This is a genomic window from Actinomadura rugatobispora (assembly GCF_042656285.1).
In the GTDB taxonomy this organism is placed as follows: domain Bacteria; phylum Actinomycetota; class Actinomycetes; order Streptosporangiales; family Streptosporangiaceae; genus Spirillospora; species Spirillospora rugatobispora.
Genome location: NZ_JBHSON010000043.1, coordinates 41,506 through 68,394 on the forward strand (window position 1 = coordinate 41,506; position 26,889 = coordinate 68,394).

31 protein-coding genes are annotated in these 26,889 nt (G+C 71.1%); 11 read left to right on the top strand and 20 right to left on the bottom strand.

Annotated elements, in window-relative coordinates:
• Positions 1-89 precede the first annotated feature (89 nt).
• From ACFPZN_RS28400 to ACFPZN_RS28425, 6 genes are all read right to left on the bottom strand, one after another.
• Complete coding sequence (locus tag ACFPZN_RS28400; RefSeq protein WP_378285288.1) at positions 90-497, bottom strand: hypothetical protein; 408 nt, start codon at positions 495-497, stop codon at positions 90-92.
• Between the two features lie 180 nt (positions 498-677).
• Complete coding sequence (locus ACFPZN_RS28405) at positions 678-971, bottom strand: hypothetical protein (RefSeq protein WP_378285289.1); 294 nt, start codon at positions 969-971, stop codon at positions 678-680.
• 279 nt (positions 972-1,250) lie between these two features.
• A complete protein-coding gene (locus tag ACFPZN_RS28410) occupies positions 1,251-1,955 on the bottom strand; it encodes a bleomycin resistance protein (protein ID WP_378285290.1) in 705 nt (234 codons plus the stop codon).
• A 93-nt stretch (positions 1,956-2,048) separates the two neighbouring features.
• On the bottom strand, positions 2,049-2,441 hold the full coding sequence (locus tag ACFPZN_RS28415) for a VOC family protein (RefSeq protein ID WP_378285291.1): 393 nt from the start codon (positions 2,439-2,441) through the stop codon (positions 2,049-2,051).
• The gene (locus ACFPZN_RS28420) at positions 2,426-3,343 is read right to left on the bottom strand and encodes a polyprenyl synthetase family protein (RefSeq protein ID WP_378285292.1); all 918 of its coding nucleotides are present in this window, start codon (positions 3,341-3,343) and stop codon (positions 2,426-2,428) included. The genes ACFPZN_RS28415 and ACFPZN_RS28420 overlap by 16 nt, the downstream gene beginning before the upstream one ends.
• A gap of 119 nt (positions 3,344-3,462) precedes the next feature.
• Complete coding sequence (locus ACFPZN_RS28425; RefSeq protein ID WP_378285293.1) at positions 3,463-4,557, bottom strand: serine hydrolase domain-containing protein; 1,095 nt, start codon at positions 4,555-4,557, stop codon at positions 3,463-3,465.
• Positions 4,558-4,780: 223 nt separating this feature from the next.
• On the opposite strand from ACFPZN_RS28425, the gene ACFPZN_RS28430 reads away from it, so the two are divergent.
• On the top strand, positions 4,781-5,632 hold the full coding sequence (locus ACFPZN_RS28430) for a hypothetical protein (protein ID WP_378285294.1): 852 nt from the start codon (positions 4,781-4,783) through the stop codon (positions 5,630-5,632).
• An 11-nt stretch (positions 5,633-5,643) separates the two neighbouring features.
• Here the strand turns inward: ACFPZN_RS28430 and ACFPZN_RS28435 are convergent, their stop codons facing one another.
• The 5 genes from ACFPZN_RS28435 to ACFPZN_RS28455 all read right to left on the bottom strand — a co-directional run bounded on the left by ACFPZN_RS28435 (position 5,644) and on the right by ACFPZN_RS28455 (position 7,497).
• Entirely contained in the window at positions 5,644-6,009 is a 366-nt protein-coding gene (locus ACFPZN_RS28435; protein ID WP_378285295.1) for a hypothetical protein, read from the bottom strand.
• Between the two features lie 144 nt (positions 6,010-6,153).
• The gene (locus ACFPZN_RS28440) at positions 6,154-6,348 is read right to left on the bottom strand and encodes a DUF397 domain-containing protein (RefSeq protein ID WP_378285296.1); all 195 of its coding nucleotides are present in this window, start codon (positions 6,346-6,348) and stop codon (positions 6,154-6,156) included.
• 512 nt (positions 6,349-6,860) lie between these two features.
• Positions 6,861-7,046, bottom strand: coding sequence for a DUF397 domain-containing protein (locus ACFPZN_RS28445; RefSeq protein ID WP_378285297.1), 186 nt, complete (start codon positions 7,044-7,046; stop codon positions 6,861-6,863).
• Positions 7,043-7,243 carry a DUF397 domain-containing protein gene (locus tag ACFPZN_RS28450; RefSeq protein WP_378285298.1) on the bottom strand — a complete coding sequence of 67 codons (201 nt, stop codon included), beginning with the start codon at positions 7,241-7,243 and terminating at the stop codon, positions 7,043-7,045. Before ACFPZN_RS28450 ends, ACFPZN_RS28445 begins: the two co-directional genes overlap by 4 nt.
• A gap of 89 nt (positions 7,244-7,332) precedes the next feature.
• Entirely contained in the window at positions 7,333-7,497 is a 165-nt protein-coding gene (locus tag ACFPZN_RS28455; protein ID WP_378285299.1) for a DUF397 domain-containing protein, read from the bottom strand.
• A gap of 299 nt (positions 7,498-7,796) precedes the next feature.
• Here ACFPZN_RS28455 and ACFPZN_RS28460 point away from each other — a divergent pair, with 299 nt between their 5' ends.
• Positions 7,797-8,912 (top strand): hypothetical protein, encoded by a 1,116-nt coding sequence (locus ACFPZN_RS28460; protein WP_378285300.1) that lies wholly within the window; start codon positions 7,797-7,799, stop codon positions 8,910-8,912.
• A gap of 454 nt (positions 8,913-9,366) precedes the next feature.
• Here the strand turns inward: ACFPZN_RS28460 and ACFPZN_RS28465 are convergent, their stop codons facing one another.
• The 4 genes from ACFPZN_RS28465 to ACFPZN_RS28480 all read right to left on the bottom strand — a co-directional run bounded on the left by ACFPZN_RS28465 (position 9,367) and on the right by ACFPZN_RS28480 (position 10,870).
• Positions 9,367-9,570, bottom strand: a complete 204-nt coding sequence (locus ACFPZN_RS28465; protein WP_378285301.1) for a DUF397 domain-containing protein — start codon at positions 9,568-9,570, stop codon at positions 9,367-9,369.
• A gap of 70 nt (positions 9,571-9,640) precedes the next feature.
• A complete protein-coding gene (locus ACFPZN_RS28470; RefSeq protein ID WP_378285302.1) occupies positions 9,641-9,829 on the bottom strand; it encodes a DUF397 domain-containing protein in 189 nt (62 codons plus the stop codon).
• Between the two features lie 91 nt (positions 9,830-9,920).
• Positions 9,921-10,097, bottom strand: a complete 177-nt coding sequence (locus ACFPZN_RS28475; RefSeq protein ID WP_378285303.1) for a DUF397 domain-containing protein — start codon at positions 10,095-10,097, stop codon at positions 9,921-9,923.
• Positions 10,085-10,870, bottom strand: a complete 786-nt coding sequence (locus ACFPZN_RS28480) for a helix-turn-helix domain-containing protein (protein WP_378285304.1) — start codon at positions 10,868-10,870, stop codon at positions 10,085-10,087. Before ACFPZN_RS28480 ends, ACFPZN_RS28475 begins: the two co-directional genes overlap by 13 nt.
• Positions 10,871-10,986: 116 nt before the next feature.
• On the opposite strand from ACFPZN_RS28480, the gene ACFPZN_RS28485 reads away from it, so the two are divergent.
• The 4 genes from ACFPZN_RS28485 (at position 10,987) to ACFPZN_RS28500 (ending at position 14,943) form a co-directional block, all read left to right on the top strand.
• A complete protein-coding gene (locus ACFPZN_RS28485) occupies positions 10,987-11,385 on the top strand; it encodes an ATP-binding protein (RefSeq protein WP_378285305.1) in 399 nt (132 codons plus the stop codon).
• 303 nt (positions 11,386-11,688) lie between these two features.
• Positions 11,689-11,811 (top strand): hypothetical protein, encoded by a 123-nt coding sequence (locus ACFPZN_RS28490; RefSeq protein ID WP_378285306.1) that lies wholly within the window; start codon positions 11,689-11,691, stop codon positions 11,809-11,811.
• Positions 11,812-11,848: 37 nt separating this feature from the next.
• Positions 11,849-13,507 carry an NAD(P)/FAD-dependent oxidoreductase gene (locus ACFPZN_RS28495; protein ID WP_378285307.1) on the top strand — a complete coding sequence of 553 codons (1,659 nt, stop codon included), beginning with the start codon at positions 11,849-11,851 and terminating at the stop codon, positions 13,505-13,507.
• Positions 13,504-14,943, top strand: a complete 1,440-nt coding sequence (locus ACFPZN_RS28500; RefSeq protein WP_378285308.1) for an ATP-binding protein — start codon at positions 13,504-13,506, stop codon at positions 14,941-14,943. Before ACFPZN_RS28495 ends, ACFPZN_RS28500 begins: the two co-directional genes overlap by 4 nt.
• A 4-nt stretch (positions 14,944-14,947) precedes the next feature.
• Here ACFPZN_RS28500 and ACFPZN_RS28505 read toward each other — a convergent pair whose 3' ends face one another.
• The 3 genes from ACFPZN_RS28505 to ACFPZN_RS28515 form a co-directional block, all read right to left on the bottom strand.
• On the bottom strand, positions 14,948-15,301 hold the full coding sequence (locus tag ACFPZN_RS28505; RefSeq protein WP_378285309.1) for a DoxX family protein: 354 nt from the start codon (positions 15,299-15,301) through the stop codon (positions 14,948-14,950).
• Positions 15,302-15,348: 47 nt separating this feature from the next.
• Entirely contained in the window at positions 15,349-16,254 is a 906-nt protein-coding gene (locus ACFPZN_RS28510; RefSeq protein WP_378285310.1) for an alpha/beta fold hydrolase, read from the bottom strand.
• A gap of 147 nt (positions 16,255-16,401) precedes the next feature.
• Positions 16,402-17,097 carry a hypothetical protein gene (locus ACFPZN_RS28515; RefSeq protein ID WP_378285311.1) on the bottom strand — a complete coding sequence of 232 codons (696 nt, stop codon included), beginning with the start codon at positions 17,095-17,097 and terminating at the stop codon, positions 16,402-16,404.
• Between the two features lie 115 nt (positions 17,098-17,212).
• Here ACFPZN_RS28515 and ACFPZN_RS28520 point away from each other — a divergent pair, with 115 nt between their 5' ends.
• The gene (locus ACFPZN_RS28520) at positions 17,213-20,026 is read left to right on the top strand and encodes a helix-turn-helix transcriptional regulator (protein WP_378285312.1); all 2,814 of its coding nucleotides are present in this window, start codon (positions 17,213-17,215) and stop codon (positions 20,024-20,026) included.
• Between the two features lie 5 nt (positions 20,027-20,031).
• On the opposite strand, the gene ACFPZN_RS28525 is transcribed toward ACFPZN_RS28520, so the two are convergent.
• Both ACFPZN_RS28525 and ACFPZN_RS28530 read right to left on the bottom strand, forming a co-directional pair.
• Positions 20,032-21,522 (bottom strand): long-chain-fatty-acid--CoA ligase, encoded by a 1,491-nt coding sequence (locus tag ACFPZN_RS28525; RefSeq protein WP_378285313.1) that lies wholly within the window; start codon positions 21,520-21,522, stop codon positions 20,032-20,034.
• 27 nt (positions 21,523-21,549) lie between these two features.
• The gene (locus tag ACFPZN_RS28530) at positions 21,550-23,028 is read right to left on the bottom strand and encodes an RsbRD N-terminal domain-containing protein (protein ID WP_378285314.1); all 1,479 of its coding nucleotides are present in this window, start codon (positions 23,026-23,028) and stop codon (positions 21,550-21,552) included.
• Positions 23,029-23,241: 213 nt separating this feature from the next.
• Between ACFPZN_RS28530 and ACFPZN_RS28535 the strand changes: the two genes are divergently transcribed.
• The 4 genes from ACFPZN_RS28535 to ACFPZN_RS28550 all read left to right on the top strand — a co-directional run bounded on the left by ACFPZN_RS28535 (position 23,242) and on the right by ACFPZN_RS28550 (position 26,888).
• Entirely contained in the window at positions 23,242-24,000 is a 759-nt protein-coding gene (locus tag ACFPZN_RS28535; RefSeq protein ID WP_378285315.1) for an ABC transporter ATP-binding protein, read from the top strand.
• A 223-nt stretch (positions 24,001-24,223) separates the two neighbouring features.
• Positions 24,224-24,949, top strand: a complete 726-nt coding sequence (locus ACFPZN_RS28540; protein WP_378285316.1) for an ABC transporter ATP-binding protein — start codon at positions 24,224-24,226, stop codon at positions 24,947-24,949.
• A gap of 2 nt (positions 24,950-24,951) precedes the next feature.
• Positions 24,952-25,833, top strand: coding sequence for a branched-chain amino acid ABC transporter permease (locus ACFPZN_RS28545; RefSeq protein ID WP_378285317.1), 882 nt, complete (start codon positions 24,952-24,954; stop codon positions 25,831-25,833).
• Complete coding sequence (locus ACFPZN_RS28550) at positions 25,830-26,888, top strand: branched-chain amino acid ABC transporter permease (RefSeq protein WP_378285318.1); 1,059 nt, start codon at positions 25,830-25,832, stop codon at positions 26,886-26,888. Before ACFPZN_RS28545 ends, ACFPZN_RS28550 begins: the two co-directional genes overlap by 4 nt.
• The last annotated feature ends 1 nt before the right edge of the window (position 26,889 follow it).

The window sequence follows — 26,889 nt, forward strand, 5'->3', positions numbered from 1 at the left end:
GCGGCGCTCGCCTGGTGACCGGGCCTTGGCGACAGGCCCTATCATCACCGTCCCCGGCCCGCCCTATGCACTCCGTCCTGTGGAAAACCTCAGCGCAGCGCTTCCTTCCACGCCCGCCCGCACGCCCGCCCGGCAGGGATCCCGCCGAGCCGCTCCGTCAGCATCGTGTTCTGCGGCTGGAGGAAGGAGAACCGGTAGGGCGAGCCCGCCGCGGTGAGCTTCATCCCGCCGCCGAAGTAGTACCAGGGGAAGGTGACCTTGCCGATCCCGGACGCGGCGACGTCGAACACGACCCCCGCGTGCCCGCCGTCCAGGTGGGCGGCCAGGCCGGGCCGCCCCGACCGCTTCTCGACCTCGCGGAGCTGGCCGCCGGTGAGCGCGCCCCGCCCGTACGCCTCGAACGTCAGCCGCCCGTCCCCCAACCGCAGCGTCCCCGGCGCGCTCCCCGTGGACCCCATCATCAGCCACACCACGGTCCGCAGTTCCTGAGTGATCATCACGTCTCCCCCGTGCGTCGACTGCCGCGTTCACGGTAGGCAGGCACCGGTCCCGGACGACACGGCTCCGCGTCCCGGTCCCGCCCGGCCACCCCTCAGGACAAGCGGCCACCGCGCGCTGCCGGCGGCGTCCAGCAAAAAGCCCCGGCACCAGTTTGCCGGAGCTTTTGCTGACAGCCATCAGCGCCCGAAGAACCCGAAGTCGCCGAAGTTGCCGAAGTCACCGTGGCGCCCGAAGTCACCGTGGCGGTTGAAGTCGCCGAAGCGGCCGAAGTCACCGTGGCGGCCGAAGTCGCCGTGATCCCGGAAGTCGCCGCGGTCGTGCCGGTACCCGTTGTCGCGGCCGTTGTTCCACCAGTCGCCGTACCGGTCGCCGTCTCCGTGATGGTCCTTGACGACCTGCTGGCCGGTGGTGGCCGAAGCGCTGATGGCGGTGACCCCCAGGAGTCCTGCGAGCGTCATTACCGCTGTCATCAGACCAATGATAATGAGGCGCATACCTTCATTCCTTTCCGTGTAATTTACGCTTCGCCTCTCGCCCTCTTTGATCTGTATGGGTCTTTCCAACGAGCCTAGGAAGAATGTGTTTTATGCAAACCTAACGACCGGTCAAGCCTCCCCAAAACCGCCCGCGCCCCAGGATCATCGCCACGGCGCAGCCCGGCCCCGCGGGCTCTCCGCGACGGCGCGGGCGAGAACGAAGACCTGGCGGAAGAAACCCCGCGCCGCCCCTGCCCTGAGGGCTTCGCGGGCTCAGACGGCTTCGTTCAGGTCGTCCAGCCGCCGCAGTTCGTCGCGTACGGCCTCGCGCTCGCCGGGGGTCAGCTCGACGCGCGCGGCCTCGTCCACCAGTTCCCTGGCCCGGCCGCCCTCCTCCATGTGCACGGCGACGTCGGCGCGCAGGACCAGCGCCTCGACCCGCTGCGCCGCCGTCAGGCCGTCCGCGTCCGCGAGGAGGTGATCGAGGATCTTGGCGGCTCCGGCGAAGTCCTCCTTGGAGTTCACGTACAGCCGTGCCGTGTGGAGGGCGCGGCCGACCTTGTCCTTGGGCGCGGGCCGGTGCTCGAAGTGGTCGGAGATCGGCTGGCCGATGCGCAGCTGGTTGCCGTCCGGGTCGGTCACCAGGAACTGGCGGACGCCGTACGACATGTCGCCGAGCCGGCCGATCCGGGGCAGCCCGCGCGCGGGGATCCGGCCGAGCGCGGCCTTGAGGTTGCCGCGGAACGCCGCGTACAGGCCGTCGACATCAGTGGTCAGGACGTAGCAGCTGAAGAGGCCGGTGTTCGGGTCGTGCGCCTTCATGCCCCCGAACTGCACCTCGATGTCGCCGTAGCGGACCGCCAGGAAGGGGTAGGGGCGCGTCTCCCGGAAGGTCAGCTCGAACCCGAGCGCCTCGTAGAACGCCCAGCAGTCGTCGATGTCCCGGCAGGGAAAGATCGGAATGGTCTTCTCGGCCATGCCGTCACGGTAGGACCCGATCACACCGCTAGTCAAACTTGAATAGCCAGTCCCGCGCCGCACGGCCGCGGTGCGGGCGGCACGCCCAGCGGGTCAGGCAGGACCCAGGAGGTCCCAGCGGTTGCCGGCGATGTCGAGGAAGACGGCGACGCGCCCGTAGGGCTCCGTCCGGGGCGGCTTGACGAACTCGACACCGGCGGCCGTCATGCGCGCGTGGGCGGCGTCGAAGTCGTCCACCTGGAGAAAGAACCCCACGCGTCCGGCGACCTGGTTCCCGACGGCGGGGGTCTGCTGCGGGCCGTCCGCGCGGGCGAGCAGGATGCCGGTCTCGGCGCCCGGCGGCCGGACGACGACCCACCGTTTCGGACGGCCGTCATTCGTCCGCGACGGAGAGTCCTCGACCAGGTCGAAGCCCAGGGCGCGGGTGTAGAACTCGATGGCGGGATCGTAGTCGTCCACGACGATCGTGATCAGGTCGAGTCGCATCCGGCGAGGATAGTCAGCAGGCGTGCCACTTCCGCGGGGAACGGGGCGGCGCGCAGGGCGGACAGGGCGCGCTCGCGATACTCCCCGATCATCTCGGTGGTGACGGAGACGGCGCCGGTGGCGGCGATGATCGCGCGGGCCTCGGCCGCGCCCGCCTCGTCCAGGCCGGGATCGCCCAGCAGCGCGCCGAGCCGCAGCCGCTGCGCCGGGTCTGCGCGCCGCACGGCCAGGGCGACGACCACGGTCGACTTGCCCTCCCTCAGGCGGCCGGGGTGCCCCATCACGTCCTCCAGGTCGTCGCACATCTGGAACGCCTGGCCGAGCGGCAGCCCGTAGGCGCTGCACGCCGCCAGGACCCGCGCGTCAGCGCCCGCGGCGGCCGCGCCGATGTGCAGCGGCCGCTGGACGGTGTAGCTGCCCGACTTGTACCGGTCGACGGTCAGCGCCTGCTGGACGGTGCCGGTCGCGCAGAGGTCCAGGTACTGGCCCACCACGAGTTCGGTGCGCATCCGGGCGAACATCCGCCGGGCCTCGCGCATCGAGCCGAACAGCTCGTCCGCCCAGCTCGCGCACAGGTCGCCCAGCAGCACCGCGGCGTTCTCGCCCAACCCCGGCAGGGGCAGGTAGCGGGCGTGGTGCAGCTCGACGGCGGCCCCGAGGCGCACCACCGTAGGGTCGTCGGGATCGCCGCCACCCGCCAGCCAGCCGCAGTAGCAGTACATCGGCCGCAGGCGCTCCCCGCCCCCGCCCAGGAAGTCCCGCAGGACACTCACCGGCACGGCCAGGTGCGCGCCAGCGTCGGTGGCCAGTTTGTCTTGGAGCGTGCGATCGAGGAACGCGTCCACCGCCGCACGGAACCCTGCCAGCAGATCGCTGTCGCTGCGCGTGCTGAACGTCGTCACCGGCATGCCCCCTGCCCGTCCGCCTCACACCACGGCAGACGGTAACAACACGGAACGACCCAAACCCTTTCTGTTGCGACAGACTGGGGCACCCCGCGCGGAGACCCTTTCCAGACCCGTCAGTCGCACAGGGCGGCGGAGACGGCGCGTCCCTGGTCGTCCTCCTGGGCCTGGGTGCCGCCGGGGTTGAGGTTGATCATGACGGTGACCTGCCGGCGGCCGTCCAGGGTCACGCCGGACTTGGCGGTGTAGCCGAGCATGTCCCCGCCGTGGCCCCAGAACTCGCCTTCGCAGCCGTCCAGCTGGAACCTCTGCAGGCCCAGCCCGTACTCGCTGCCCGAGGAGCCACCGGTGGGCCGGGTCGTCATCATCTCGCGCTGCTGGTCCGGTCGCAGCAGCCTGCCCCTGACCAGCGCGCCGAGGAACCGGTTCACGTCCGCGGCACTGGAGATCATGTCGCCGCCGCCGAACGCCATGGAGGCGTTGAGCTCGGTGAGGTCGAGCAGCTCGGACCCCGCCCGCACGTACCCGCGCGCATGCCCGCTGCCGATGCCGGTCTCGTCCCCGGGCACGGACGTGTCGCGCAGGTGCAGCGGCCGCACGATGCGCCGGTCGATCTCCTCCCCGTGCGAACGACCGGTCACACGCTCGATGATCATGGCGACCAGGATGTAGTTGGTGTTGGAGTAGCTCCACTGCGACCTGGGCTCGAAGAGCCTGTCATGGTCGAGCGCGACCTGCAGGAGCTCGCGCGGATCGTGATCCTCGTACCGGTGCTCGATGAAGTGCTGCGGCGAGAGGAGCCGCAGGTAGTCCGGCAGGCCGGTCGTGTGCTGGAGGAGGTTCCGTACGGTGATCTCCCGCCCGTCGTTGCCGTTGCCACGCACCACCCCGGGGAGGTAGCGCTCCACGGGCGCGTCCAGCTCGACCTTGCCCTCGCCCACGAGCTGGAGCACCACGGTCGCGACGAACGGCTTGGTCAGGCTGCCGATCCGGAACCGCCCCCCGCGCGGCATCGGTGTCCCGGTGCGCACGTCGCCCAGCCCTTCGGCAATGGCCGTACGCTCCCCCCGTCCGGTCACCAGCGCCTGCGCGCCCACCGCGCCGTCCTGCGCGGTCAACCGCTGCATCACCCGCCGCAGCTCCGCCTGATCCGTACGCGCCACGGCCGGCTGCGCCGTCACCACGGTCGTCAGGGCCAAGGCCCCGCTCACCAACGCCACATACCTTCGCATGGGCGTTCACACTAGGAACGGCACCGCCGAATCAACGTCACCCGCAAGAGCCAACCCCCAACCGCCCCCAGCCACCCTTCTCGGCCGCGAGTCCTTACCTCTCAGGTTCTCCTCCCTCCTACATCTGCGGTCGTAGGGAGCGCCGGGGAGATACGGCCGGAGCCAGATGCCGTGGTGATCTTGGATGGGCGAGTTTTGGCCCATGCGAATCCTCACCGCTTCAGCACTGATCGTCTCCCTGCTGGCCACCGCCGTCACCCCCGCCCACGCCGCCCGATCGCAGGCCAGGGCATCCGAGATCACCGTCACGCCCGACGGGTTCACCGCCCCGGCCACCGTGCCGGAGGCCACGTCCTTCCGGGTGACCGCGACCGATCCCGACGGCGCGTACATCGGACTGGTCCAGCTCCGGAAGGGGGTGTCGCTCCAGCGGTACCTGGCCGACCTCGAACAGGCCTACGACGAGTCCGACCCCGAAGCGGCCCTGGCCGGATCGCGGGCCGCCGAACGCGACGTGGTGATGTACGGCGGCGCGGCCGTCCTGCCCGGCGTTCCCGTCACCTTCACGCCCACGCTCCGGCAGGGCACCTACCACCTGCTCGACTTCAAGGACGTCGGGTCCCCCGGCTTGGAGGCCAAGGTCCGCACACTGCGCGTCCTCGGCCCGGGCCGCACCCGGCCTCGGGCCGAGGCGGAGATCGTCCAGCACCAGACGGCGCGGTTCGGCGTCTCGGGCGTCCTGCGCGCCGGGGCCCCGATCCGTGTGACCAACCGGTCCCGCCAGTTCAACGAGGCGATCTTCATGCCCGTACGGGAGGGCACGACCCGCGCCCACGTCGGCGCCTTCTTCACCGCCCTGGAAGCCGGCGAGGCGGCCTCGCCCCCGTTCACCGGAGGCCCCATCGGCACGGTACCGCTGTCGCCGGGCCGCTCCACGGTCATCTCGGTCGGCCTACGACCGGGCACGTACGCCCTGGTCACCTGGATCACCGACTACCGCACCGGCCGGATGTTCGCCGCCCAGGGAATGCACGAGATCGTCACCCTGAAATGAACCCCGTCCCCCTAGATGCGCGGCTCAGGGTCTTCGGCGTGCATCGAAACCTGGCGGAAGCACCTGCCGCACAACGGCACGGGGGCGGGTGCTCCTGCGACAGGACGACGCCAGCGTCCCGCAGCACTCCCGCTGGTGGCCGTCCAGGCCGGGGCCTCGGCACACGCCGCCAGTGTCCGGGCTCGTTCGCGCGGCCCCTCGACGTGCCGCCGCCCGGCCCGGAGCAGCCTGCGCCGGCAGCGGCCCACCAGCCAGGCCAGCACGAACCAATCGCGGGCCGGAACCAGCGCCGCGCCCACGTCCGCGCTGCGGCGCAGACCAGTCAGGTAAGCCAGGACGGGCAGGGCGAACACGAAGTTGCCATGCACCCCGATCAAAGGCCACACCGATGACCAGCGCGGTCAGCGGCCAACCCGCCCAGCAACAATCACCGCACACCGGCGGCGGAACGGACGGGCAGCACCCGGAGGAAACACCAGCAAGGCTCCCGAACAAGGGCACGGCGTGGCATCCTCGCCAGGTCAGTTGAGGTCGCCAGCCTTCACCCGCTCGACCAGGCTCCGGAAGGCCGCCCGGCTCACCGCGAGGCGCGGCCCTGCCGGGTTCTCACTGTCCCGGATGCCGATCGCGTGGGCCACCGCCGCGACCTCGACGCACTGCTGCTGGGAGTTGTTGTGGCTGTGGCTGCTCTTACGCCAGCGGACGGTCTCCGGCACGGCGGCCTCCTCTGCTCAAGCGCGCTCCCACCACCGTACGCACCTGAACCGGCCAAAGGGAGCGACATTCACTCCCATCGCGCCGCGACGTCCCCCTGAGCAAGACCCGCCCGCCTACGCGCCTCCGCGAGTTGATGGCCCCTGGTCTCAGCCAGCAGCCTGCGCGTCCCGGCCTCCACCTCCGCCGGTGAGACCCCGGCCGCGTACAACTCCCGCTCCAGCTCTTCCCAATCCTGCGGAGCCCGCCCAGGCATGGTCACCCTCTCCCTCGATGGCGGCACGGCACCCCACAAGTCCCGCCGTCCGCTCGCGTTCCACCGCATGCAATTCACACGCTATCCGCAACTGGGCGACTCACCGCCTGGGTTGAGGCGGTGACCAGCGACCCAAGCGTCAGGCTGCGCACGGGCGCGAGCCTGCCGTTGACGGTCCGCCCAACTCGGGGTAACGGCGGTGGGCTTCGTCCTTGATGTCCTGCCAGCGCCGTCCGGTGCTCACCGCCCAGCCGCCTCTCACTCGACCTGCCTCCCCAAAGCCGCCGCGAGCGCTCCGAACGCCTCACGACTGACCACAAGTTGCGGCCCGTCCGGATCTTTGGAGTCTCGTACGCCCACTGCACCAGGGAGCTCTGCCACCTCGATACAAGCACCGCCGTGCTCGTTGCTCCGGCTGGCCTTCCGCCACACGATCGCGCTCACGTCGAGCCCATCCCCTTCACGGACACAGCGAACGTCCTGAACGCCTCATGGCTCACCAGGAGACGCGGCCCCTCCGGGTCCTTGGAATCCCGCACAGCGACTGCGCCGGGAAGGCTGGCCACCTCCACGCAGTGGCCGCCCTGGTCGTTGCTCCGGCTGGCCCTCCGCCACACGATCTTGGACACGTGCACCACCACCCTGGTATCGAGCGCTCCTGCCAGAGTCGCACCGCAAGCGTCCTAGAGAAAGCTGGCCCCGGCATATGCGGGGCCCAGTTTCCGAGGGATTACCTTTTCAAGGACACCGCGAACGCCTTGAAGACCTCATGGCTCACCAGGAGACGCGGCCCGTCCAGGTCCTTGGAGTCACGTACGGCAACCGCGCCGGGGAACCCGGCCACCTCGATGCATGCACCGCCTTGGTCGTTGCTGCGGTTGGCTTTTCGCCACACGGCCTTAGGTTATTGCGCGGTCTCTGACGTGTCCGCTGCAGTAGAAGGAAGATCACTTACAGTAGTCAAGGTTGGGTCGTCGACACGGTTGATCACAGATATTTCCACACCTGCGGATCCCTCCTGGCGGCGTTACTAGGCACAAGCGTTCTTGAATCGCGAAGTCGGGCAGGTGGGTCCCTCGGTTGTGGCATTCCGCATTGCCGAGGTGACGCGACCTGGCGGGAGCGCGGGCGACAGAAAATGTCGGTGTGAGGTGACAGTCTCGGCTTCGGCGATCGAGGGATCAGGAGTCGGTCATGCAGTTGCTGTTCAGCGGTGAAGTGCACGTCCACTACAGCCAGGTGTACGTGCACAGCTCGCAGAGTTTCGGCAGCAGCCTGCGCGATTGCTTCGCGGGTCAGGTCAACGGGTTGTGCGGCGCGGCGGAACCCGGAATGTTGTTCTTGACCACCGGCCTGCACACCGGCAACGTCGGGTTCGCCGTCGAGTCGCATGATGAGCCGCCCCTGATCGACGACGGGGCCTGGGAGGAGATCGTCGAAGTCTCCTTCACACCGGAGACGGACGACGTCGTCCTGATGCAGTGGGCGGGGGAGGCCAGGTGGGACCTCGAACTCGATCGGGTCGACTACCGCGTCCGGTGCTGCGCCAGCGGAATGAGGGCGGCCAGGGACGCCGACACCAGGCTCGAGGACGAGCCGCTGATCGACCGCTACCTTCTGCAGTTCTGGCCGGCCCCGCCCGAACCCGATCGCGTACTGAAGCAGACCACTGAGATCGCCGCGTACTGGCACGAGTTCGCCCGCGGTCTGCCTCCGGCCCCGACGCCCGCAGAAAGAGCCGAGGCGGCGCGTCTTGCCGAGCTGGAAAAGGAACGCAAGCAGGAACGCGAGCAGGAAAAAGCCAGGCTGCGTTCTGAGATGCTTCTATGGGGCGGACAACTGCCCAGCGAGCGGCTTCGGCGCGTTGCCGGTAACGCGCCCGGCTTGGTTCGCCTTGATCGCGACCTGGCCGAGTCGATAGCGGCGACCGATCCGGAACTGCAGCGTGACATCGCCCGGTGGGCGGCGCGACGCGCCTACCAGGTGGCGGGTCTGACGGGCATCGATTGGATCGCCCCCGCCCTGGCCGCCATGCAACAGGGCCGCGACCTTCCCCCGCCCTTCGACGACTTCGAACAGGTCTGGCCCAGACTGTTCGCCGACGAAAGCGTGCCGAGAACGACGGTCACGCTTCCTCAAGGGGAGGTCGACAACTTCTCCCAGCAGGCGGCGGCCGTGCCGGCACTGTTGGGCGCGGTCTCGGCCGACCCGTTGCAGGCCGCGCTCGACGCTCTCTATGCCGCCGCGGCCGCCTTCGGCACCGACTACCGCGGCCTCTTCCAGCAGGTCCGGGATGCGTTCGACCTGTAAGCACGCCAGGTGAAGACGCGCCTTGTCCTCGCGGCCGTCCCGCCAACGTCTGCTGGCGGGCCGTTCTACCGCCCCACCCCGCGAGCGTGAGGAGCGCGCGATCACGCGCGGCCTGTTCAATGCTGATTGGGGGGCCGTCCCCACACGCGTGGGTTCTGCGTCCTCACCCCGCTCTGATCCGGGGCCGCCCGCGCTGGTACTCCCACCGGCGTCGCCGCGCAAGGTCGTCAACACCACCACCACCATCGCCGCTGGTGACACGGCAGAAGAGCTCGACAAGGGGCGGCGTCGGCTTCTGGCGGTCGCTCAGGAGACTCGACGGGTCCAGCCTGGACTTGCCGGGCTAAAGCCACGTCCACCATCCTTGTGGCCGAGTACCTCCGCCAGAGTCGCATCAGACGCGCCCCAGAGAAAGAGATGCCTCGGCACCTGCCGGAGCCTCATCCTCCGAGGGCTACTTCTTCAAGGACACCGCGAACGCCCTGAACGCCTCTCGGCTGACCAGGAGCATTGGCCCCTCCGGGTCCTTGGAATCCCGCACAGCGACTGTGCCGGGAAGGCTGGCCAGCTCCACACACAAGCCGCCCTGGTCGTTGCTTCGGCTGGCTTTCCGCCACACGGCCTTGGTCACGTCCACCACCACCCTTGTGCCGAGCACCTCCGCCAGAGTTGCATCCGACGCGTCCCAGGGAAAGGGGGAAGCCCGCCGGGCCCTCGTCCTCCGAGGGCTAGTTCTTGAGGGACGCAGCGAACGTCCTGAACGCTTCCCAGCTCACCATGAGGCTCGGCCCCTGCGGATCCTTCGAGTCTCGTACAGCAACCACACCGGGAAGCGCCGCTACCTCCACGCAGTTGCCACCGAGGTTGTCACTCCGGGTGGCCTTCCGCCACACGATCTCAGACACGTCCACCACCATCCTTGCGCCGAGTGTTCCAGCCAGGGTTGCACCGGACGCGTCCCAGAAAAAGCGAAACCCCGGCACGCGCCGGGGCCTCGTCTGATCGGGGCTACTTCTTCAGGGACGCCGCGAACGTCCTGAACGCCTCACGGCTCACCATGAGCCTCGGCCCCTGCGGGTCCTTGGAGTCCCGCACCGCGACTCCCTCGGGCAGCCCCGCCAGTTCCACACACGCACCGCCCTGATCATTGCTCAGACGAGCCTTTCGCCAGGTCACGGGCTCCACCGGACCACCGCCTTTCGTAGGAACTCGCGCGAGTCACTGACGCTCAGAGAGCGCGCCTGCAACTCCGCGAATGCGCTGACGAGGTGCAAGATATCGCCCACATCATTGGATGTGACGCCACCAGTCGAGGTCTCTTGATGAACGAGTTCCTCGCCGTTGGGCTGGGTGGCGATGTTGAAGGCGCTCGAGACGCCCCGGTGGTACATCGTGGAAGCGATCTGCAGTGTGATGTTCTCGGCCTGCGAGACCTCCAGGAGGTACTCGCACTGGGCGTGCATCACTTCCCGGCTGCCGACCTGTCGTGCCAGCACACTCTCTTCCAGGACCACCACAAGCCGGGGCGGGTTCTCTCGCGTAAGGATCTGCTGCCGCCGGAGTCGCCCTTCGAGGCCCGTCTGGTCTGACGCGAGGAGTACACGGGCGTAGTCCTCCCTTTGCAGGAGCCCGTCCACGTACGTTGCCGAGAAGGCGCGGAGGAGGGCGGCGGTGGATTCGGCTTGGGGGTAGTCGGCGAACCACTTGGGGTAGCCGGAGGAGCGGAGTAGGTCGTTCCAGGCGTCCTCTAGGGCGGGGGCGCAGCCGAGGGCGTTGTCGGCGCACTGGGCGAACTCCTCGCGGCAACGGGTTACGCCCGTCTCGACCTGGCCGATGTAGCTGCGGCTGATGCTGATGAGTTTGGCCAGTTCGAGGCGGGAGAGGCCGGCCGTTTCGCGGCGGCGGTGGAGTTCCGCGCCGAAGGCGATGGTCTGCGGGGTCGGCTTGCGTGACGCCATGGTGCCACCTCTCTGCAACCGCCTGCCGAGGACTCGTTTGTCCTCGTTCGCTTCTCCCCTGAGATTACGCCGAGTCAGTAAGTCTGTGCGGTGGGTCACGAACATTGGGAGGGAAGATGGCCGAACCGCCGACGATCGTGTTGAAAGCGCAGCCGGAAGCGATCAAGGAGGCGCGGGATTGGGTGGGGCTGATTCTCGGGGCGTGGGGCCTGGACAGCTTTGTCGCGCGGACGGTCGTCACGGAGCTGGCCACGAATGCCGTCAAGCACGGATCGCAGCCGGGAGATCCGATCGTGGTGCGCGTTTACCTGCGGGACGGGCGGCCTGTGGTGGAGGCGTGGGATCGGTCGGACGAGGCCCCGGTCGTGCGGACGCCCGATGAACTCAGTGAATCGGGGCGGGGGCTGCTGCTCATGACGCAACTGGTCGTGCGTTGGGGGACGCGGGCGCTCAATGAGGGCGGGAAGGTCGTCTGGGCGGAGTGTGAGGCCGAATCGGTTGCGTCGGCCGGCTAGTTGGGAAGCGGCGGGTCGGGTTCCGGCCGTGGGGTTGGTCAACGGGTGTGACGTAAGTGGCTTGGGTGCCTGCGGGGTACTCGATGCTGTCGGCGATCGATCTCAATGGCGGGAAGCGGGGCGGACGCGTACGGAGGCGGGAGATGCGGGCTTCATCGCCTCGCGGCAGGTGCCTCCAGGCTGTTCTTCAGGGACGGGCTGGTGGGCCGGGGGGTTTAGGGGGTGTTTCGGGAGGTAGAGGCACTGTTGTCGGATTTGTGGCCGATTGTGGTCTGGCCGCAAATACCCCAACCCGTGTGGGAGGTGAGTGCCATCCTCACGCTGCTGATGGCCCCTCTGGTGGCGCTGGTCGTGCTGTTGCTCATGGAGAGGCTGGAGTCGGCACTGCTGGCGCCCTCCAAACGAGAGCCAGGGGAGCCTCACTGAGGAGCGATTCGCCGTCCTGTAGGGGATGATGCGTTCCATGAGCCAGCCGATCCTGTTGACCGTCGATGACGACCCGTCGGTGTCCCGTGCCGTCGCCCGTGACCTGCGCCGAAGGTACGGCCCTGACTACCGGGTGATGCGGGCCTCGTCCGGTGCCGACGCGCTGGAGGCGCTGCGCGAGATCAAGCTGCGCGGCGAGACGGTGGCGGCGATCCTGGCCGACTACCGGATGCCCCAGATGAACGGCATCGAGTTCCTCGAACAGGCGATGGACCTCTTTCCGCGGGCCCGCCGGGCGCTGCTGACCGCCTATGCCGACACCGAGGCGGCGATCCAGGCGATCAACGTGGTGGACGTCGACCACTACCTGCTCAAGCCCTGGGACCCGCCCGAGGAGAAGCTCTATCCGGTGGTGGACGCCCTGGTGGAGACCTGGAGGGCGGTCGGCGAACGGCCGGTCGAGGAGATCAAGGTGGTGGGGCACCGCTGGTCGGAGCCCTCGTACCGGGTGCGCGACTTCCTGGCCCGCAACGCCGTCCCCTACCGCTGGTACTCGGTGGACGAGCCGGAGGGCAAGCGGCTCCTTGAGGCCGCGGAGGCCGGTCCCGACGACATCCCGGTGGTCGTCACCCCGGACGGCACCGCGCTGATCCGTCCGGCCGGGCACGAGATCGCCGCGGCGGCGGGCCTGTCGACCGATCCCGCCAGCGAGTTCTACGACCTGATCGTGGTGGGCGGCGGCCCGGCGGGGCTGGGCGCGGCGGTGTACGGGGCGTCCGAGGGCCTGCGCACGGTGCTGGTGGAGAAGAAGGCGACCGGCGGGCAGGCCGGACAGAGTTCTCGTATCGAGAACTACCTGGGCTTTCCCGACGGCGTGTCGGGCGCTCAGCTGACCGACCGGGCCCGGCGGCAGGCCCGCAAGTTCGGCGCGGAGGTGCTGACGGCGCGTGGCGTGGTGGCGCTGGAGACGCGGGGTTCGGCGCGGGTGGTGCGGTTCGAGGACGGCTCGGAGATCGCGGCGCACTCGGTCGTGCTGGCCACCGGCGTCATGTACCGGTCGCTGAACGCGGCGGGCTGCGGGGAGCTGACCGGGCGCGGGATCTACTACGGGTCGGCGTCGACGGAGGCGCAGTCGTGCGAGGGCGAGGACGTCTACATCGTCGGCGGGGCCAACTCGGCGGGCCAGGCGGCGGTGTTCTTCTCCCGGTACGCCCGCAAGGTGACGCTGCTGGTCCGCGGCAAGGACCTGGGCCAGTCGATGTCGCACTACCTGATCGAGCAGATCCGGGCCATCGACAACATCGAGGTGCGGCTGCGCACGACGGTCGCCGCGGCCAAGGGCGACGGGCACCTGGAGGAGCTGACGCTGTGCGACGCCGACACCGGCAGGACGGAGGAGGTCCGGACCGGGCACGTCTTCGTCTTCATCGGCGCCGCGCCCCACACCGACTGGCTGGGCGACACGCTGGCGCGTGACGACCACGGTTTCGTGTGCACCGGGCCCGATCTGCTGGACGAGGGGAACCGGCCGGTGGGGTGGCCGCTGGACCGCGACCCCTACTACCTGGAGTCGTCCGTCCCGGGCGTGTTCGTGGCCGGGGACGTGCGGGCCCAGTCAGTGAAACGGGTGGCCTCGGCGGTCGGCGAAGGCGCGATGGCCGTGACCCTGGTGCACCGCTATCTGGAGGAACGGTGAGCGACGAGGAGAGGCTGGCCCCGGCCGACCTGAAGACACTGTTCCTGTTCGCGGGGCTCGACCCCGCGCAGCTCGACTGGGTGTCGGCCCACGGGCAGGTCGAGGCGTTCTCGCGGGGCGCCGCGGTGTTCCGCGAGGGCGAGCCGGCGACGTGCTTCTTCGTGCTGCTGAGCGGCACGATGCGGATGACGCGGGCGGTGCGGGGCGAGGAGGTGGAGACCGTCCGCTCCGACCAGCGCGGCGTCTACTCCGGCGCCACCCAGTTCTTCCTGGCGGATCAGGAGGACCCGCGGTACGGGATGTCGGTGTACTCGGTCACCGACACCACGTTCTTCCTGCTGCCGGCCGAGGAGCTGGCCGAGCGGTTCCGCACCTGGTTCCCGATGGCGACGCACCTGCTGGAGGGCATGCTCATCGGCAGCCGCAACATCCAGCTGGTGGTGGGGCAGCGGGAGCGGCTGCTGGCGCTGGGGGCGCTGTCGGCGGGCCTCACCCACGAGCTGAACAACCCGGCCGCGGCGGCGGTGCGGGCGACCGCGTCGCTGCGCGAGCGGGTCGCGGGGATGCGGCACAAGCTGGCGCTGCTGGCCCAGCACGACATCGAGCCCGGCCTGCTGGAGAAGCTGATCGACGTCCAGGAGCGGCTGGTCAAGCGGGTCGCGGCGGCGCCGAAGCTGACCGCCATGGAGGTCGCCGACCGGGAGGACGAGCTGATCGACTGGCTCGACGACCACGACGTGTCCGACGGCTGGGACCTGGCGCCCACCTTCGTCCCGGCCGGGATCGCCGTGTCCGACCTGGACGAGGTCAACGACGCGGTCGGGGAGGAGTTCCTGAACGCGGCGCTGCGCTGGCTGGGCTACGCGCTGGAGACCGAGACGCTGATGGGGGAGATCGAGGACGCCACCGCCCGGATCTCCAAGCTGCTGGGGGCGGCCAAGCAGTACTCCCAGATGGACCGCGCCCCGTTCCAGTGGATCGACGTCCACGAGGGCCTGGACTCCACGCTGGTCATGCTGTCCGGCAAGATCGGTTCGGGGGTGCGGGTGGTGAAGGAGTACGACCGTTCGCTGCCCGCCGTCCCGGCGTACGCGGGCGAGCTCAACCAGGTGTGGACCAACCTGATCGACAACGCGGTGGCGGCGATGGAGGGCTCCGGGACGCTGACGGTGAGCACCCGCCCGGCCGGCGACCGGCTGATGGTGGAGATCCGCGACAGCGGGCCGGGCATCCCGGAGGAGAACCTGCAGCGGATCTTCGAGCCGTTCTTCACCACCAAGCCGGTGGGGGACGGCACCGGGCTGGGCCTGGACATCTCCTGGCGGATCGTGGTGAACCGCCACCACGGCGACCTGCGGGTGGAGTCCGAGCCGGGCGACACCCGGTTCCAGGTGCTGCTGCCGCTGGACGAGCGGCCCGCGGACGGCCCGTCCTGACGCGTCAGGCGGTGATCAGGCGGAAGACGAAGGCGACGATGGCCAGCACCCCGTAGGCGATCGCCGGTCGCATCGCGTCCACCTGGTCGCCCGCCTTCGCGTGGACGATCAGCGCGCCGCCGATCCGCCCGATCAGGCAGAACGCGGCGACCACGCCCAGCCAGGACAGCCAGAGCCCGATCAGCAGGCCGAGCGCGCCGAGCAGTTCGGCGACCCCGATGAGCCGGTAGGCGGACCACTCCACGCCCAGGTGGTCGGCCTCGGCCACCTGCTGCTCGGCACCGCTGACCTTGGAGTAGCCCGCGAAGGCGAACGCGGCCGCCGTCAGGACCGAGATGATCACGGTGAGTACGAACATGCTCACCCTGTGCCCGGCCTGGGCCGCCCCATGCCGCCGGGGCGGTTTCAGCCGCCGGGGCGGTGGTCGAGGAGGCGGCGGATCTCGGCGGCGACCAGGTCCGGCTCGGTGAGGATCAGCGCGTGGCCGGATTCGCGGGCCAGGACGTGGCGGCCGTGCGCCGAGCGTTCGGCGCGGTCGCGGTGGGAGGCGTTGACGGCGGCGCGGAACTTCTCGGGCATGCCGGTGTCGGCGAGCGCGCCGGAGATGGTGGTGACGGGGATGTCGCGGGGCAGGTCCAGGGGGTCGTGGCGGAGCCGGTTCGTGGCGGCGACGAGGCCGTGGAGCTCCGCGCCCCGGGTGCGCATGACCGTGTTGGTGAAGCCTTCGGCGCGCATGTCGGCCTTGGCGTCGGGGGGCAGGGCGGCGAGCTGGCCGCGGTAGAGGAGCTTCAGGAGGCCCAGGCGGGCCAGCAGGACGCTGGCGCGGTGCGCGATCCGCTCCATCCGCCGGAATTTGGGGTCGAACAGCGGTTCGCAGCCCTCGTCGGTGGCGTCGGCCAGGACCAGCCCGGCGATCCGGTCGGGCTTGGCGGCGGTGGCGGCGCGGACGATCGGGCCGCCTCCGCTGTGGGCGACCAGGATGAACGGGCCCGGTTCCAGGTGGTCGAGCAGGTCGTTCAGGTCGTCGGCCATGCGCTCCAGGGTGCGCGGCTCGATGTCGGCGGGGCTGCGTCCCAGGCCCGAACGGTCGTAGGCCACGGCCCGCGCCCACTCCGCCACCTGGGGTTGGATCAGCGCCCAGAACGACCGGCTGGCCGCCATTCCGGCCTCGAACACCACGGTCGGCCTGGGAGCGGGCCCGGTCTCCGTGGCCGGGCCGGGGAGTTCCATGTAGAACAGCTCGCGGCCGTCGCGGGTGTGCGCGGTTCCGGGCGTCCCCTGGGTGTGGACGGCCTCCTGCTGCCGGGGCATCGGCGAACCTCCCATGTCAGCCCTCACGGACAAAGAATTAGGTAAGGCTAACCTCACTTACAGTGGCCCACAAGGTCATCCGGCGACCCGCGCGGCATCGCGCCAGGTCGCCGGATTCGGACATGCCCGGGAGGGAATTCCGGGTCGTCAGGAGTCGGTCTCGGTGAGGGTCAGGCCGGACACGCCGCCGGAGATGAGGATCAGGTACCGGTCCTCGGTGGTGCCGTAGCCGGGGGTCTCGTCGGTGAGGCCATTGCCGACGGCGCCGAACGAGCGGCCGTCGAGCGTCACCTTCGTGAGGCCCTTCGCCGCCTCGATCCGTACCGGGACGCCCGGCGGCCGCAGGATCGTCAGATCGTCGGCCGAGGCCAGCCGGACGACGCGGGTGCCGCGCGGGCGGCCCAGCGTGATCGTGACGTGCGCGACCCCGGAGTGGAAGGCCAGCGACCGCAGGTCGACCCCGGTGAAGTCGGCCTCCAGCCGGGCCGCTCCCCCGTGCACGTCCACCGACCAGGGCGAACCCGGGTCGATCCGGACGGTGCCGGGCGCGGGGCGGCGGAACAGCCGCGAGCCGAGCGGGTACTCGACGTGCGTCCTGCCGTCCACGGACCACACGGTCGGGACCGGGTCGCCGAAGTCGGCCTCCAGCAGGCCGCCGAGGCCCGCGCGGGCCGACAGGGCGAGCCGGTCGAGCCCGTTGTCGAAGCTCAGCCGGGCCGTCGCGTCCGGCCGCCCGGGGCCGGGCACGCGGACCCGGGCCGCCCGGACGCCCTCGGCCGTGACCTCCGCCCGCTCGTCCTCGCGCCCCGCGTTGGGGCCGGTCTGCGCCTGGATCTCGGACATCTCTTCGCTCCTTGTCGTGGGATGATCCGAGCTTCCGTCACGAGGCCGCTCGGCCGCGTCCGGCGAACGCCTTACGCGGGTCCTTATAAATCCGGGGTCGGGCATGATGAGGCTTATGCGGCGTCGGGGGCGGTTCGTGGGGCGGCGGGAGCAGCTGGCCCTGATCGAGGGGGCGCTGCGGGCCGCCGAAGGGGGCGAGCCGCGCTTCGTCGTCCTCGGCGGGGACGGCGGCGTCGGCAAGACCCGGCTGATGGAGCAGGTCGCCGGGCGCCTGAGCGAGTCGGGCGTGCGGGTGCTGCGCGGCGCGTGCGTGGAGCTGGGCGGGGACGGGCTGCCGTTCGCGCCGTTCACGGGGATCCTGCGCGAGGTCGTCCGGGACCTCGGGCCGGACGGCCTCCTCCCGAACCCGGGCCCGCTGCGCCGCCTCCTCGGACTGGACGACGGTGGCGACGGCGGGCAGGGGCGGCTGTTCGAGGCGGTCGCGGCGCTGCTCGAACGGCTCGGCACCGACCGCGCCACGCTGCTCGTCATCGACGACCTGCAGTGGGCCGACCGCTCGACCCGCGACCTCGTGGGGTTCCTGGCGCGGACGCTCGACGCCACGCGGGTGCTGGCGCTGCTGGCGTTCCGGTCGGACGCGTTGGTGGGACGGCATCCGCTGCGCCCGTTCCTGGCGGAGCTGGGACGGCTGCGCAACGTCGACCGCGCCGATCTGCCCCCGTTCGACCGGGCGGAGACGGCCGAGCTGATCGCCGCCGTGACGGACGACGGGCGCGCGCCGCAGGCCCTGGCGGAGCGGGTCTTCCGCGGCTCCGGCGGGAACGCGCTCTTCGCCGAGGAACTGGTGCGGGCGGACGGCGGCGAGCTGCCCGGCTCCCTGCGCGACCTGCTGCTGATGCGGTTCGGGGACCTGCCCGAGGCGTCCCGCGGCGTGGTGCGGGTCGCGTCCGCGGGCGGGCCGGTCGTCCCGCACGACCTGCTCGCCGAGGTCGCCGGCATGGACGACGAAGACGACCTCTTGGCCGCCATACGCGCGGCGCGGGACGCGCACGTTCTGGTGGCGGAGGGCCACTCGGGCTACGCGTTCCGGCACGCGCTGTTGCGCGAGGCGGTCGCCGGTGACCTCCTCCCAGCGGAACGGGTGCGGCTGCACAAGCGGTACGCGGAGGCGCTCGAAGCCCGTCCTGAGCTGAGCCCGCCTGACCGCTTCGCAGCGGAAGTGGCCTTCCACTGGTATGAGGCGGGTGACGCGGCGCGCGCGCTGCCCGCCCTCCTGCGAGCCGCCGAAACGGCCGAAGCCGTCTACGCCCATGCCGAACAGGCCCGGATGCTCGAACGCGCCCTCGACCTCTGGGAGCGGACGGACCGCCCGCAGGAAGAGCGCGGCGCCGTATTGGAAAAAGCCCTGGGCGCCGCCGGATGGGCGGGCGAGAACCTCCAGGTACTCGACCTGCTCGACCGTGCCCTCGTCCACGAGACCACCCCCGAACGCACGGGGATGCTGCTCGCCCACAGGGGAATGGCCCTGCACACCCTCGGCAGGGACGGCGCGCTGACCGCCCTGGACGAAGCACTCGACGCCGTCTCCGAGGCGGAACCCCTGGCACGTGCCCGCGTCCTCGACCTCGCCGGGGCCGTCTACATGCTTCGCGGCCGCCCGGAGCAAGCCCGTGACGCGGCCGGGGAGGCGGCCCGGATCGCCTCCGGGCTGGGGGAGGCGGGCCTGGCCTCGAACGCGATCACGACGGCGGGGATGGCCCTGGGCCAGCTCGGCCGCGAGGAGGAGGCGCTGCGGGCCCTGGACGAGGCCGGTGCCATCGCGGAACGCCGCCGGGACGCCGTCCGCCTGGCCCGCGTCCACCTCAACCGGGCCTACGTGCTGGGCGACGCGGGACGGCACGAGGCGGCCATCGCGGCGGCCCGCACCGGACTGGACGCCGCCCTGACCTCCGGCCTGGCACGCACGCTGGGTGCCCTGATCCGGCTCCGGCTGGCCAACTCTCTCGCCGCAACCGGCCGCTGGGACGAGTCGGAGCAGGCCGTGGCCGACGCGCTCCGCGCCGACCCGCCCGCCGGATTCGGGGCCATGCTGTACGCACTGCGCGGAGACCTGGCCCTCAGGCGCGGGGACGAGGACATGGCGCGGGAGCAGCTCGCCCTCGCCCGGACGCTCGCGGGTCCGTCCCCCTGCCAGGAGGCGATTCCGGTCGGCCGCCTCGAAGCCGCGCTCGCGCTGTACGGCAACCGCGTCGAGGAGGCCCGCGCCGCTCTCGCCGAAGCCCTGGCCATCCCCGGGGCCGTCCCCGCCCAGACCTGGGAGCTGCTGGTGCTGGGCGCGAGGATCGAGGCACGGGCCGGCCTCCGTTCCAAGACGAACACCCCGAAGGGGGTCTCCGCGCTGCGCGAGCAGGCAGAAACCCTCGCCGCCAACACTCCCCTCACCGCCGCCTACGCCGCCCAGTTCAAGGCCGACACAGGCGACGCGCCCTGGCTGGACGCCGTCACCGCTTGGGGCGAGGTGGGCGACCCTTACGCGGCGTCCCAGGCGCGCCTGCGCGCAGCCGAAACGGCCATGAGCCAAGGCGACCGTGAATCGGCGGCGGAACTCCTGCGTGCCGCCACCGAACAGACCGCGCAGCTAGACGCACGGCCCCTCGCCGAGGAGATGGCCGTCCTGGCCAGGGCAGCCCGCCTCGCCCCAAGCCGCCCCCAGGACAAGGGCGACCAGGACCTCGGCCTCACCGGACGCGAGACCGAGGTCCTCCGCCTCATCACGGCCGGACGCTCCAACCGCCAGATCGCCGAAGAGCTGTTCATCAGCCCGAAGACCGCGAGCGTCCACGTCTCCCGCATCCTCGGCAAGCTCGGCGTCGCCACCCGGGGCGAGGCCGCCGCCGCGGCCCACCGCCTGGGCCTCTTCCCCCGCTGATCCGCTCAGGGGCTTACCGCACCGTGACCCGGCGGCCCCAGGGCGCGCTTGATGATCTTCCCGGTGGGGCTGGTGGGAATCTCGTCCACGAACCAGACCCGCCGCGGGTACTTGTACGCCGCCACGCGCTCCCGCACCCAAGCGCGCAGCTCCTCCGGAGGCACCTCGGAGCGCACCGCCACCACCGCGGCCACCTCCTCCCCCAGCTCCGGATGCGGGACCCCGACGACCGCCGCCTGACGCACCGCCGGATGCTCGTACAGGACCTCCTCGACCTCCCGCGGATACACCGTGTACCCGCCCCGGATGATCACGTCGCGGCGCCGGTCGACCAGGAAGAAGAACCCGTCCTCGTCGACCCGCCCCAGGTCGCCCGTGTGAAACCAGCCGCCGCGGACCGCCTCCGCCGTCGCGGCCGGGTCGTTCCAGTAGCCCTTCATCACGTTCGGGCCGCGCACCACGATCTCCCCGATCTCCCCGCACGGCACCGGACGGCCCGCGTCGTCCACCACCCGCATCTCCACGTCCCGGACGGGCCTGCCGATCGACCCCGGCCGGCGGCCCGCGCCGCCCCGGTTCGACGCCGACACCGGCGAGGTCTCGCTCAGCCCGTACCCCTCGACGATCGCGCAGCCGAACCGCTCCTCGTACGCGCGCAGCACGGCCGGCGGCATCGCCGAACCGCCGCTCGCGCAGATCCGCAGCAGCGACAGGTCGGACACCCCCGGCTGCTCCAGCAGCGCGATGTACATCGCCGGGACGCCCTGGAACACCGTCACCCCGTCCCGCCGGATGACCTCCAGCGCGCGGGCCGCGTCGAACCGCGGCATCAGCGTCAGCCGCCCGCCCGCGTGCACGGTCGCGTTCAGCGCGCACGTCTGCCCGAACGCGTGGTAGAGCGGCAGCGCCCCCAGGACGACATCGTCCACGCCCAGCGCGTGCATCCGCGCCACCGTCGCCGCGTTCCCGCCAAGGTTGGCGTGGGTCAGCTCGATCCCCTTGGCCCGCGCGGTCGTCCCGGCGCTGTAGAGGATGACCGCCGTCTCCCCGCCCTCCCTCGGGACGACGCCGTGCTCGGGCGCCACCGAGCGCAGCAGCCTGCGGAACTCCTCGGGCACCACGAACAGGTAGTCGGTGCCGGTCGCGGCCGAGCCCGCCTCCACCGCCTCCGCGCACGCGTGCCAGGCGACCACCAGCCGGGCCGCGCAGTCGCCCAGATACGCCGCGATCTCCCGGCGCTTCAGCAGCGGATCCAGCGGCACCACCACCGCCCCGATCCGCAGCACCCCGTAATAGACCACCGCGAACTCGGGCACGTTCGGCAGCATGACCGCGACCCGGTCACCAGGCCCGATCCCGCGCCGACGCAGCATCGCGCCGACCCGGGCGCTCATGACCTCCAGCGCGCGGTAGCTGAGCCCCTCCCGGTCCAGGGTGAGGACCGTTCGCCCGCCGAGCCGCTCGGCCGCGGCCCGCAGCCGGTCAGCCAGGTTCATGCCCCGACGTCGTGAGGAGCCGACCCCTCACGCCCCCGGCCGGCAACCGCCCTCATGCCCTCGCTTCGCTCGGTCATGAGGCGACGTTACGTCCGCCGTCCCATCACCCTCATTGGTCGCGGAGACCAGTCTTTGCCGCCCCGGATTGGTACCTGGCGGAAGCGCGTCCTGGAGCGCGATCGCGACCAGCAGATCCACGAGATCGGTGATGTGCCGCAGGTTCTTCCCGGTCCGCTCCTGGATCCGCCGCAACCGGTACTGCGCCGTGTTGTGGTGGATCTGCAGCCGCTCCGCCGCCGCCCGCAGATTGAGGTCGGCGGACGCGAACGCGCGGATCGTCGCGGTCAGCACCCCGCCGCGCTCCCGGTCCTCGGCCAGCAGCCCCGTGATCCGCGGATCGACCAGATGGCGGGCGGTGTCGTCGGCCCGCAGCGCCATGTACTCGAACGGGCTGATCCGCGGCAGCGCCGCCACCCCGCCGTCCTCCGGCAGGAACTCCAGCACCGCCCGCGCCTCCTGGTAGGCGCGCGGCACCTGCGCCATCCCCGCCACGACCGTGCTGATCCCCATCGCCAGCACGATCCCCTCCGCCAGCAGCGCCTCCTGCACCTCCTGCAGCCGGTCGCACAGCCGCTCCGGATCGCCGCCGGGACCCAGCGCCGCCACCGCGACGATCTCCGACTGCCGGACCACCGACAGGGTCCGCCTCCCGTTCACGCCGGTCCGGGCCATCGCGGCGCACGCCGCGTGCCGCGCGTCCGTCCCGCCGCCCAGACCCGTCCCGGCGGGCGCCGCCGCCGGGCCCGCGCTCTTCCACTCCGCCTCGGCACCCGGACGCGGCGCCGCCGCGGTGTCCTGCCCGACCATGACCGCCGACACCACCACCAGCGGCGTGCGGGCGTCCGGCCCCAGGCCGTACGCGTGCGCCGCGGCCAGCTGCGGGCCCCGCGTCGGCAGCTCCCCCGCCAGCAGGATCTCCACCAGGTCGCGGCTCTCCCGGACGGCCTCCGCCGCGGCGTACTGCTGGAACTCCACGTACGTGTTCGCGGCGTGCGTGGACGCGAAGTCGATGTACCGCATCACCGCCGACGCCAGCGACAGCGCCGCCTCGTGCCCCGCGTACGTGCCGCCCGCGTGCTGGATGATCGCCTCCCAGAAGACCTGCTGGCCCACCCGGAAGGCGTTGATGTAGTCGGCCAGGGCGAACCCCGCCTGCGCCCGGCGCATCGACGCGCGCCTGGTGAACACGATGTCGTCCAGGGTGACCGTGCGCTCCTCCAGCAGCACGGCCAGCTTGGTGCGGTAGTGGCGGACCACCTGTTCCCGCACGTCGGCGTGGAAGGCCGCGTCCTGGGCGTCGTAGGCGGGGATCTCCGCCAGCATCGCGGCGACCGCCCGGTCCGCCAGTTCGTCCACCCGGTCGAGGATCTCGGCAAGGATACGTGAGCGTTCGGTACGGACCATGTCCGCGCTGGTGACACTTCCCGTGCTGAATCCACCGGACATGCCCGGATAATCCATGCCGGTGACGGCAGCGTCAACGCCCCGTGACACGTCCGAGACAAGCCCTGTGCTCGGCGGACAACTCCCAGGTCGCATCTTGGGTGACCGTGCCCAATGTGCGGCCTGATCGGCGGATCCTACGCTGACGCCCTACTCCAGAACACCGTTCCACAGCGACGACCGACCACCGCCCCACCCCGCGCACCAGGAGGCCGGATGCTGGAGGTTCACGAGCTCACCGTCCGTTTCGGAGGCATCACCGCACTGGACGGCGTCGGTTTCACCGTGGAACGCGGCGAGATGGTGGGACTGATCGGCCCCAACGGCGCCGGGAAGACCACCCTGTTCAACTGCCTGACCCGCCGGTACGCGGCGAACGCCGGCCGCGTCCTCTACCAGGGCCGCGACCTGCTGGCCGTACCGCCGCACGCGATCGCCGCCCTGGGCATCGCCCGCACGTTCCAGAACCTGGGCCTGTTCCCGCGCATGTCGGTGCGCGAGAACATCATGGTCGGCGCGCACCACCACGGCCGCACCGGATTCTTCACCGCCGGGCTGCGACTGCCGGGCGTCCGCCGCGAGGAGGCCCGGCTGCGCGCCGAGGCGGACGAGGTCCTGGAACGCCTGGACCTCGCCGCCCTCGCCGACCACCCGGCGGCGGGGCTCCCGTTCGGCACCCTCAAACGCGTCGAGCTGGCCCGCGCGCTGGCCGCCCGTCCCGAGCTCCTGCTGCTGGACGAACCCGTGAACGGCCTCAGCCACGGCGAGGTCGAGGAGTTCTCCGCCACCCTCCGCGCCATCCGCGACGACCTGGAGGTCACCGTGATCGTCGTGGAGCACCACATGGGCTTCGTGATGGGCGTCTGCGACCGCGTCGTCTGCCTCGACTTCGGCCGCAAGATCGCCGAAGGCCCGCCCGACCACGTCCAACGCGACCCCGCCGTCATAGAGGCGTATCTGGGGACCGCGGCATGACCGAGCGAAGCGAGGGAGTGCTGCGGGCTTTGCCGGGGGGTGTGGGGGGTCGCCCCCCACAAGCAGAACGCATGACCGAGCGAAGCGAGGGAGTGCTGCGGGCTTTGCCGGGGGGTGTGGGGGGTCGCCCCCCACAAGCAGAACGCATGACCGAGCGAAGCGAGGGCATGAGCGCGGCTTTTGCCGGGGGGTGTGGGGGGTCGTCCCCCCACGAGGAGGCGGCATGACCGAGCTCGGGTTTCTGGAGGTCGAGGATCTGCACGCCGGTTACGGGGACGTGCGGGTGCTGCACGGGGTCGGGTTGTCGGTCGGGCGCGGCGAGATCTGCGCGATCCTCGGTCCCAACGGGGCGGGCAAGACCACGCTGCTGCGGGCGCTGTGCGGGATGGTCCGCGGGCGCGGCGGCGTGCGGCTGGACGGCGCGTCCCTGTCCGGGCGCTCACCCGACGCCGTGGCGCGGCTCGGCGTGGCGCACGTGCCCGAGGGCCGCGGCACGTTCATGCCGCTGACCGTCGAGGAGAACCTGCGGCTCGGCGCCTACGCGCGGCGGGACCGGGCGGCCGTGCAGGCCGACCTGGAGCGCGTGTACGGCTACTTCCCCGTGCTGAAGGAGCGGCTCGGGCAGGCGGCGGGCAGCCTGTCGGGCGGCGAGCAGCAGATGCTCGCGATCGGGCGGGCGCTGATGCTGCGGCCGCGGCTGCTGCTGCTGGACGAGCCGTCCCTGGGACTGGCCCCGCTGGTCACCCGGGAGCTGTTCGGCATCGTCCATTCGATCAACCGGGAGGAGCGGACCACCGTGGTCGTCGTGGAGCAGAACGCCCATCTGGCGCTGGACATCGCCGGGCAGGCGCACGTGCTGGAGACCGGCCGGATCGTGCTGTCGGGGTCGGCGGCCGACATCCGGGCGGACGAGCAGGTCGCCCAGTCCTACCTCGGTTACCGGATCTAGGCATGGTCGAGTTCCTGCAGCAGATCATCGAGGGGCTGGGCGCGGGCTCCATCTACGCCAGCCTGGCCCTGGCCCTGGTGCTGATCTACCGGTTCACCGGCATCGTCAATTTCGCGCAGGGCGAGCTGGCCATGTTCGCGACCTACGTCGCCTGGCAGTTCGTGCACGCCGGGGTGCCGTTCTGGCTGGCGCTGGTGCTGACGCTGGCGGTGTCGTTCGCGGGCGGGATGCTGATCGAACGGGTGATCATCCGTCCGGTGGAGGGCGGGCCGGAGCTGACCGTGGTGATCGTCACCGTGGGGCTGTTCATCTTCGTGAACGCGGCGGCCGGGTGGATCTGGTCGTTCCTCATCAAGGACTTCCCGAACCCGTTCCCGCGCGGCGCGTTCGAGGCGGGCGGGGTCAGCGTGGCCTATTCGACGCTCGGCGTGATGGCCGTGGTCTCCGCGGTGATGGGGCTGCTCTACCTGCTGTTCCGGCACACCAAGATCGGGCTGGGGATGCGGGCGGTGGCGACGAACCCCGAGTCGGCGCGGCTGGTGGGCATCCGGGTGGGCTGGACGCTGGCGCTGGGCTGGGGCCTGGCGGCGACGGTCGGCGCGGTGTCGGGCGTGCTGGTGGCGCCGCTGCTGTTCCTGGAGCCCAACATGATGGGCGGCGTCCTGATCTACGCGTTCGCGGCGGCGACCCTCGGCGGGTTCGACAGCCCGATGGGCGCGGTCGCCGGCGGTCTGATCGTCGGTGTGGCGGAGACGCTCGCGGGCGCCTATGTCGGCTTCATCGGCTCCGACCTCAAGATCGGTGTTCCGCTGGCCGTCATCCTCGGCGTCCTGCTGCTGCGTCCCCAGGGCCTGTTCGGACGGGCGGCGGTGGAGCGCGCATGAGCGAGCGGACCGAGATGGACACGGTGCAGAAGGACGAGCCCGCGGTGCCGGACGAGGCGGCGGACGCGGCCCCCGGGCGGGGCGGGCTCGTGCGGGCGGCGCGGGCGCGGTGGCAGTGGATCGCGGTCGGGGCTCTGCTGCTGGGGGCGTGTTACGCGCCGTTCCAGCTGGTGCCGTTCCGGGTGTTCCAGTTCACGATGGTGCTGGTGTACGCGGTGGCGCTGCTCGGGCTGAACCTGCTGGTCGGGCATGGCGGGCAGATCTCGCTGGGGCACGGGGCGTTCTTCGCGGTCGGCGCGTACGGCACGGCGATCATGATGTTCCACTGGGAGCTGCCGTACCTCCTGACGCTTCCGCTGGCGGCGGCGGCCGCGTTCGTGATCGGGCTGGCGCTGGGGGTGCCGGCGACGCGGTTGCGCGGGTTGTACCTGGCGCTGGTGACGCTGGCGATCGCGATCTTCCTGGTGCCGCTGCTCAAGCGGTTCGAGTCGGTGACGGGCGGGTCGATGGGCCTGACCCTGGGGAAGCCGCAGCCGCCCGCGTGGACGGGGCTGGCCGAGGACCAGTGGCTGTACTTCCTGACGCTGGCGGTGGCGCTGGCCGCGTTCGCCGTGACCTACAGCCTGCTGCGGTCGCGGGTGGGGCGGGCGCTGCACTCGGTGCGGGACAACGAGACGGCGGCCGAGGTCATGGGCGTGCGGCCGGCGTTCTACAAGCGGATGGCGTTCGCGTGGAGCGCGCTGTTCGCCGGGGCGGCCGGCTGCCTCTACACGTGGGTGATCGGGTTCGTGTCGCCGGACTCGTTCACGGTGAACCTTTCGATCACGCTGCTGGCGGGGCTGGTGGTGGGCGGTCTGGGCTCGATGTGGGGCCCGCTGCTCGGCGGGCTGTTCGTGATGTTCGTGCCGAGCCTGTCGCAGGACGTGAACAAGGCGGCGCCGGGGGTGATCTTCGGCCTGCTGATCATCGCGGTGATGTACGTGGCCCCGACCGGGCTGGCCGGGCTGGCGGGACGCGCGGTGCACTCGTTCGACAAGACCCTTCGGAAGGGGTAGG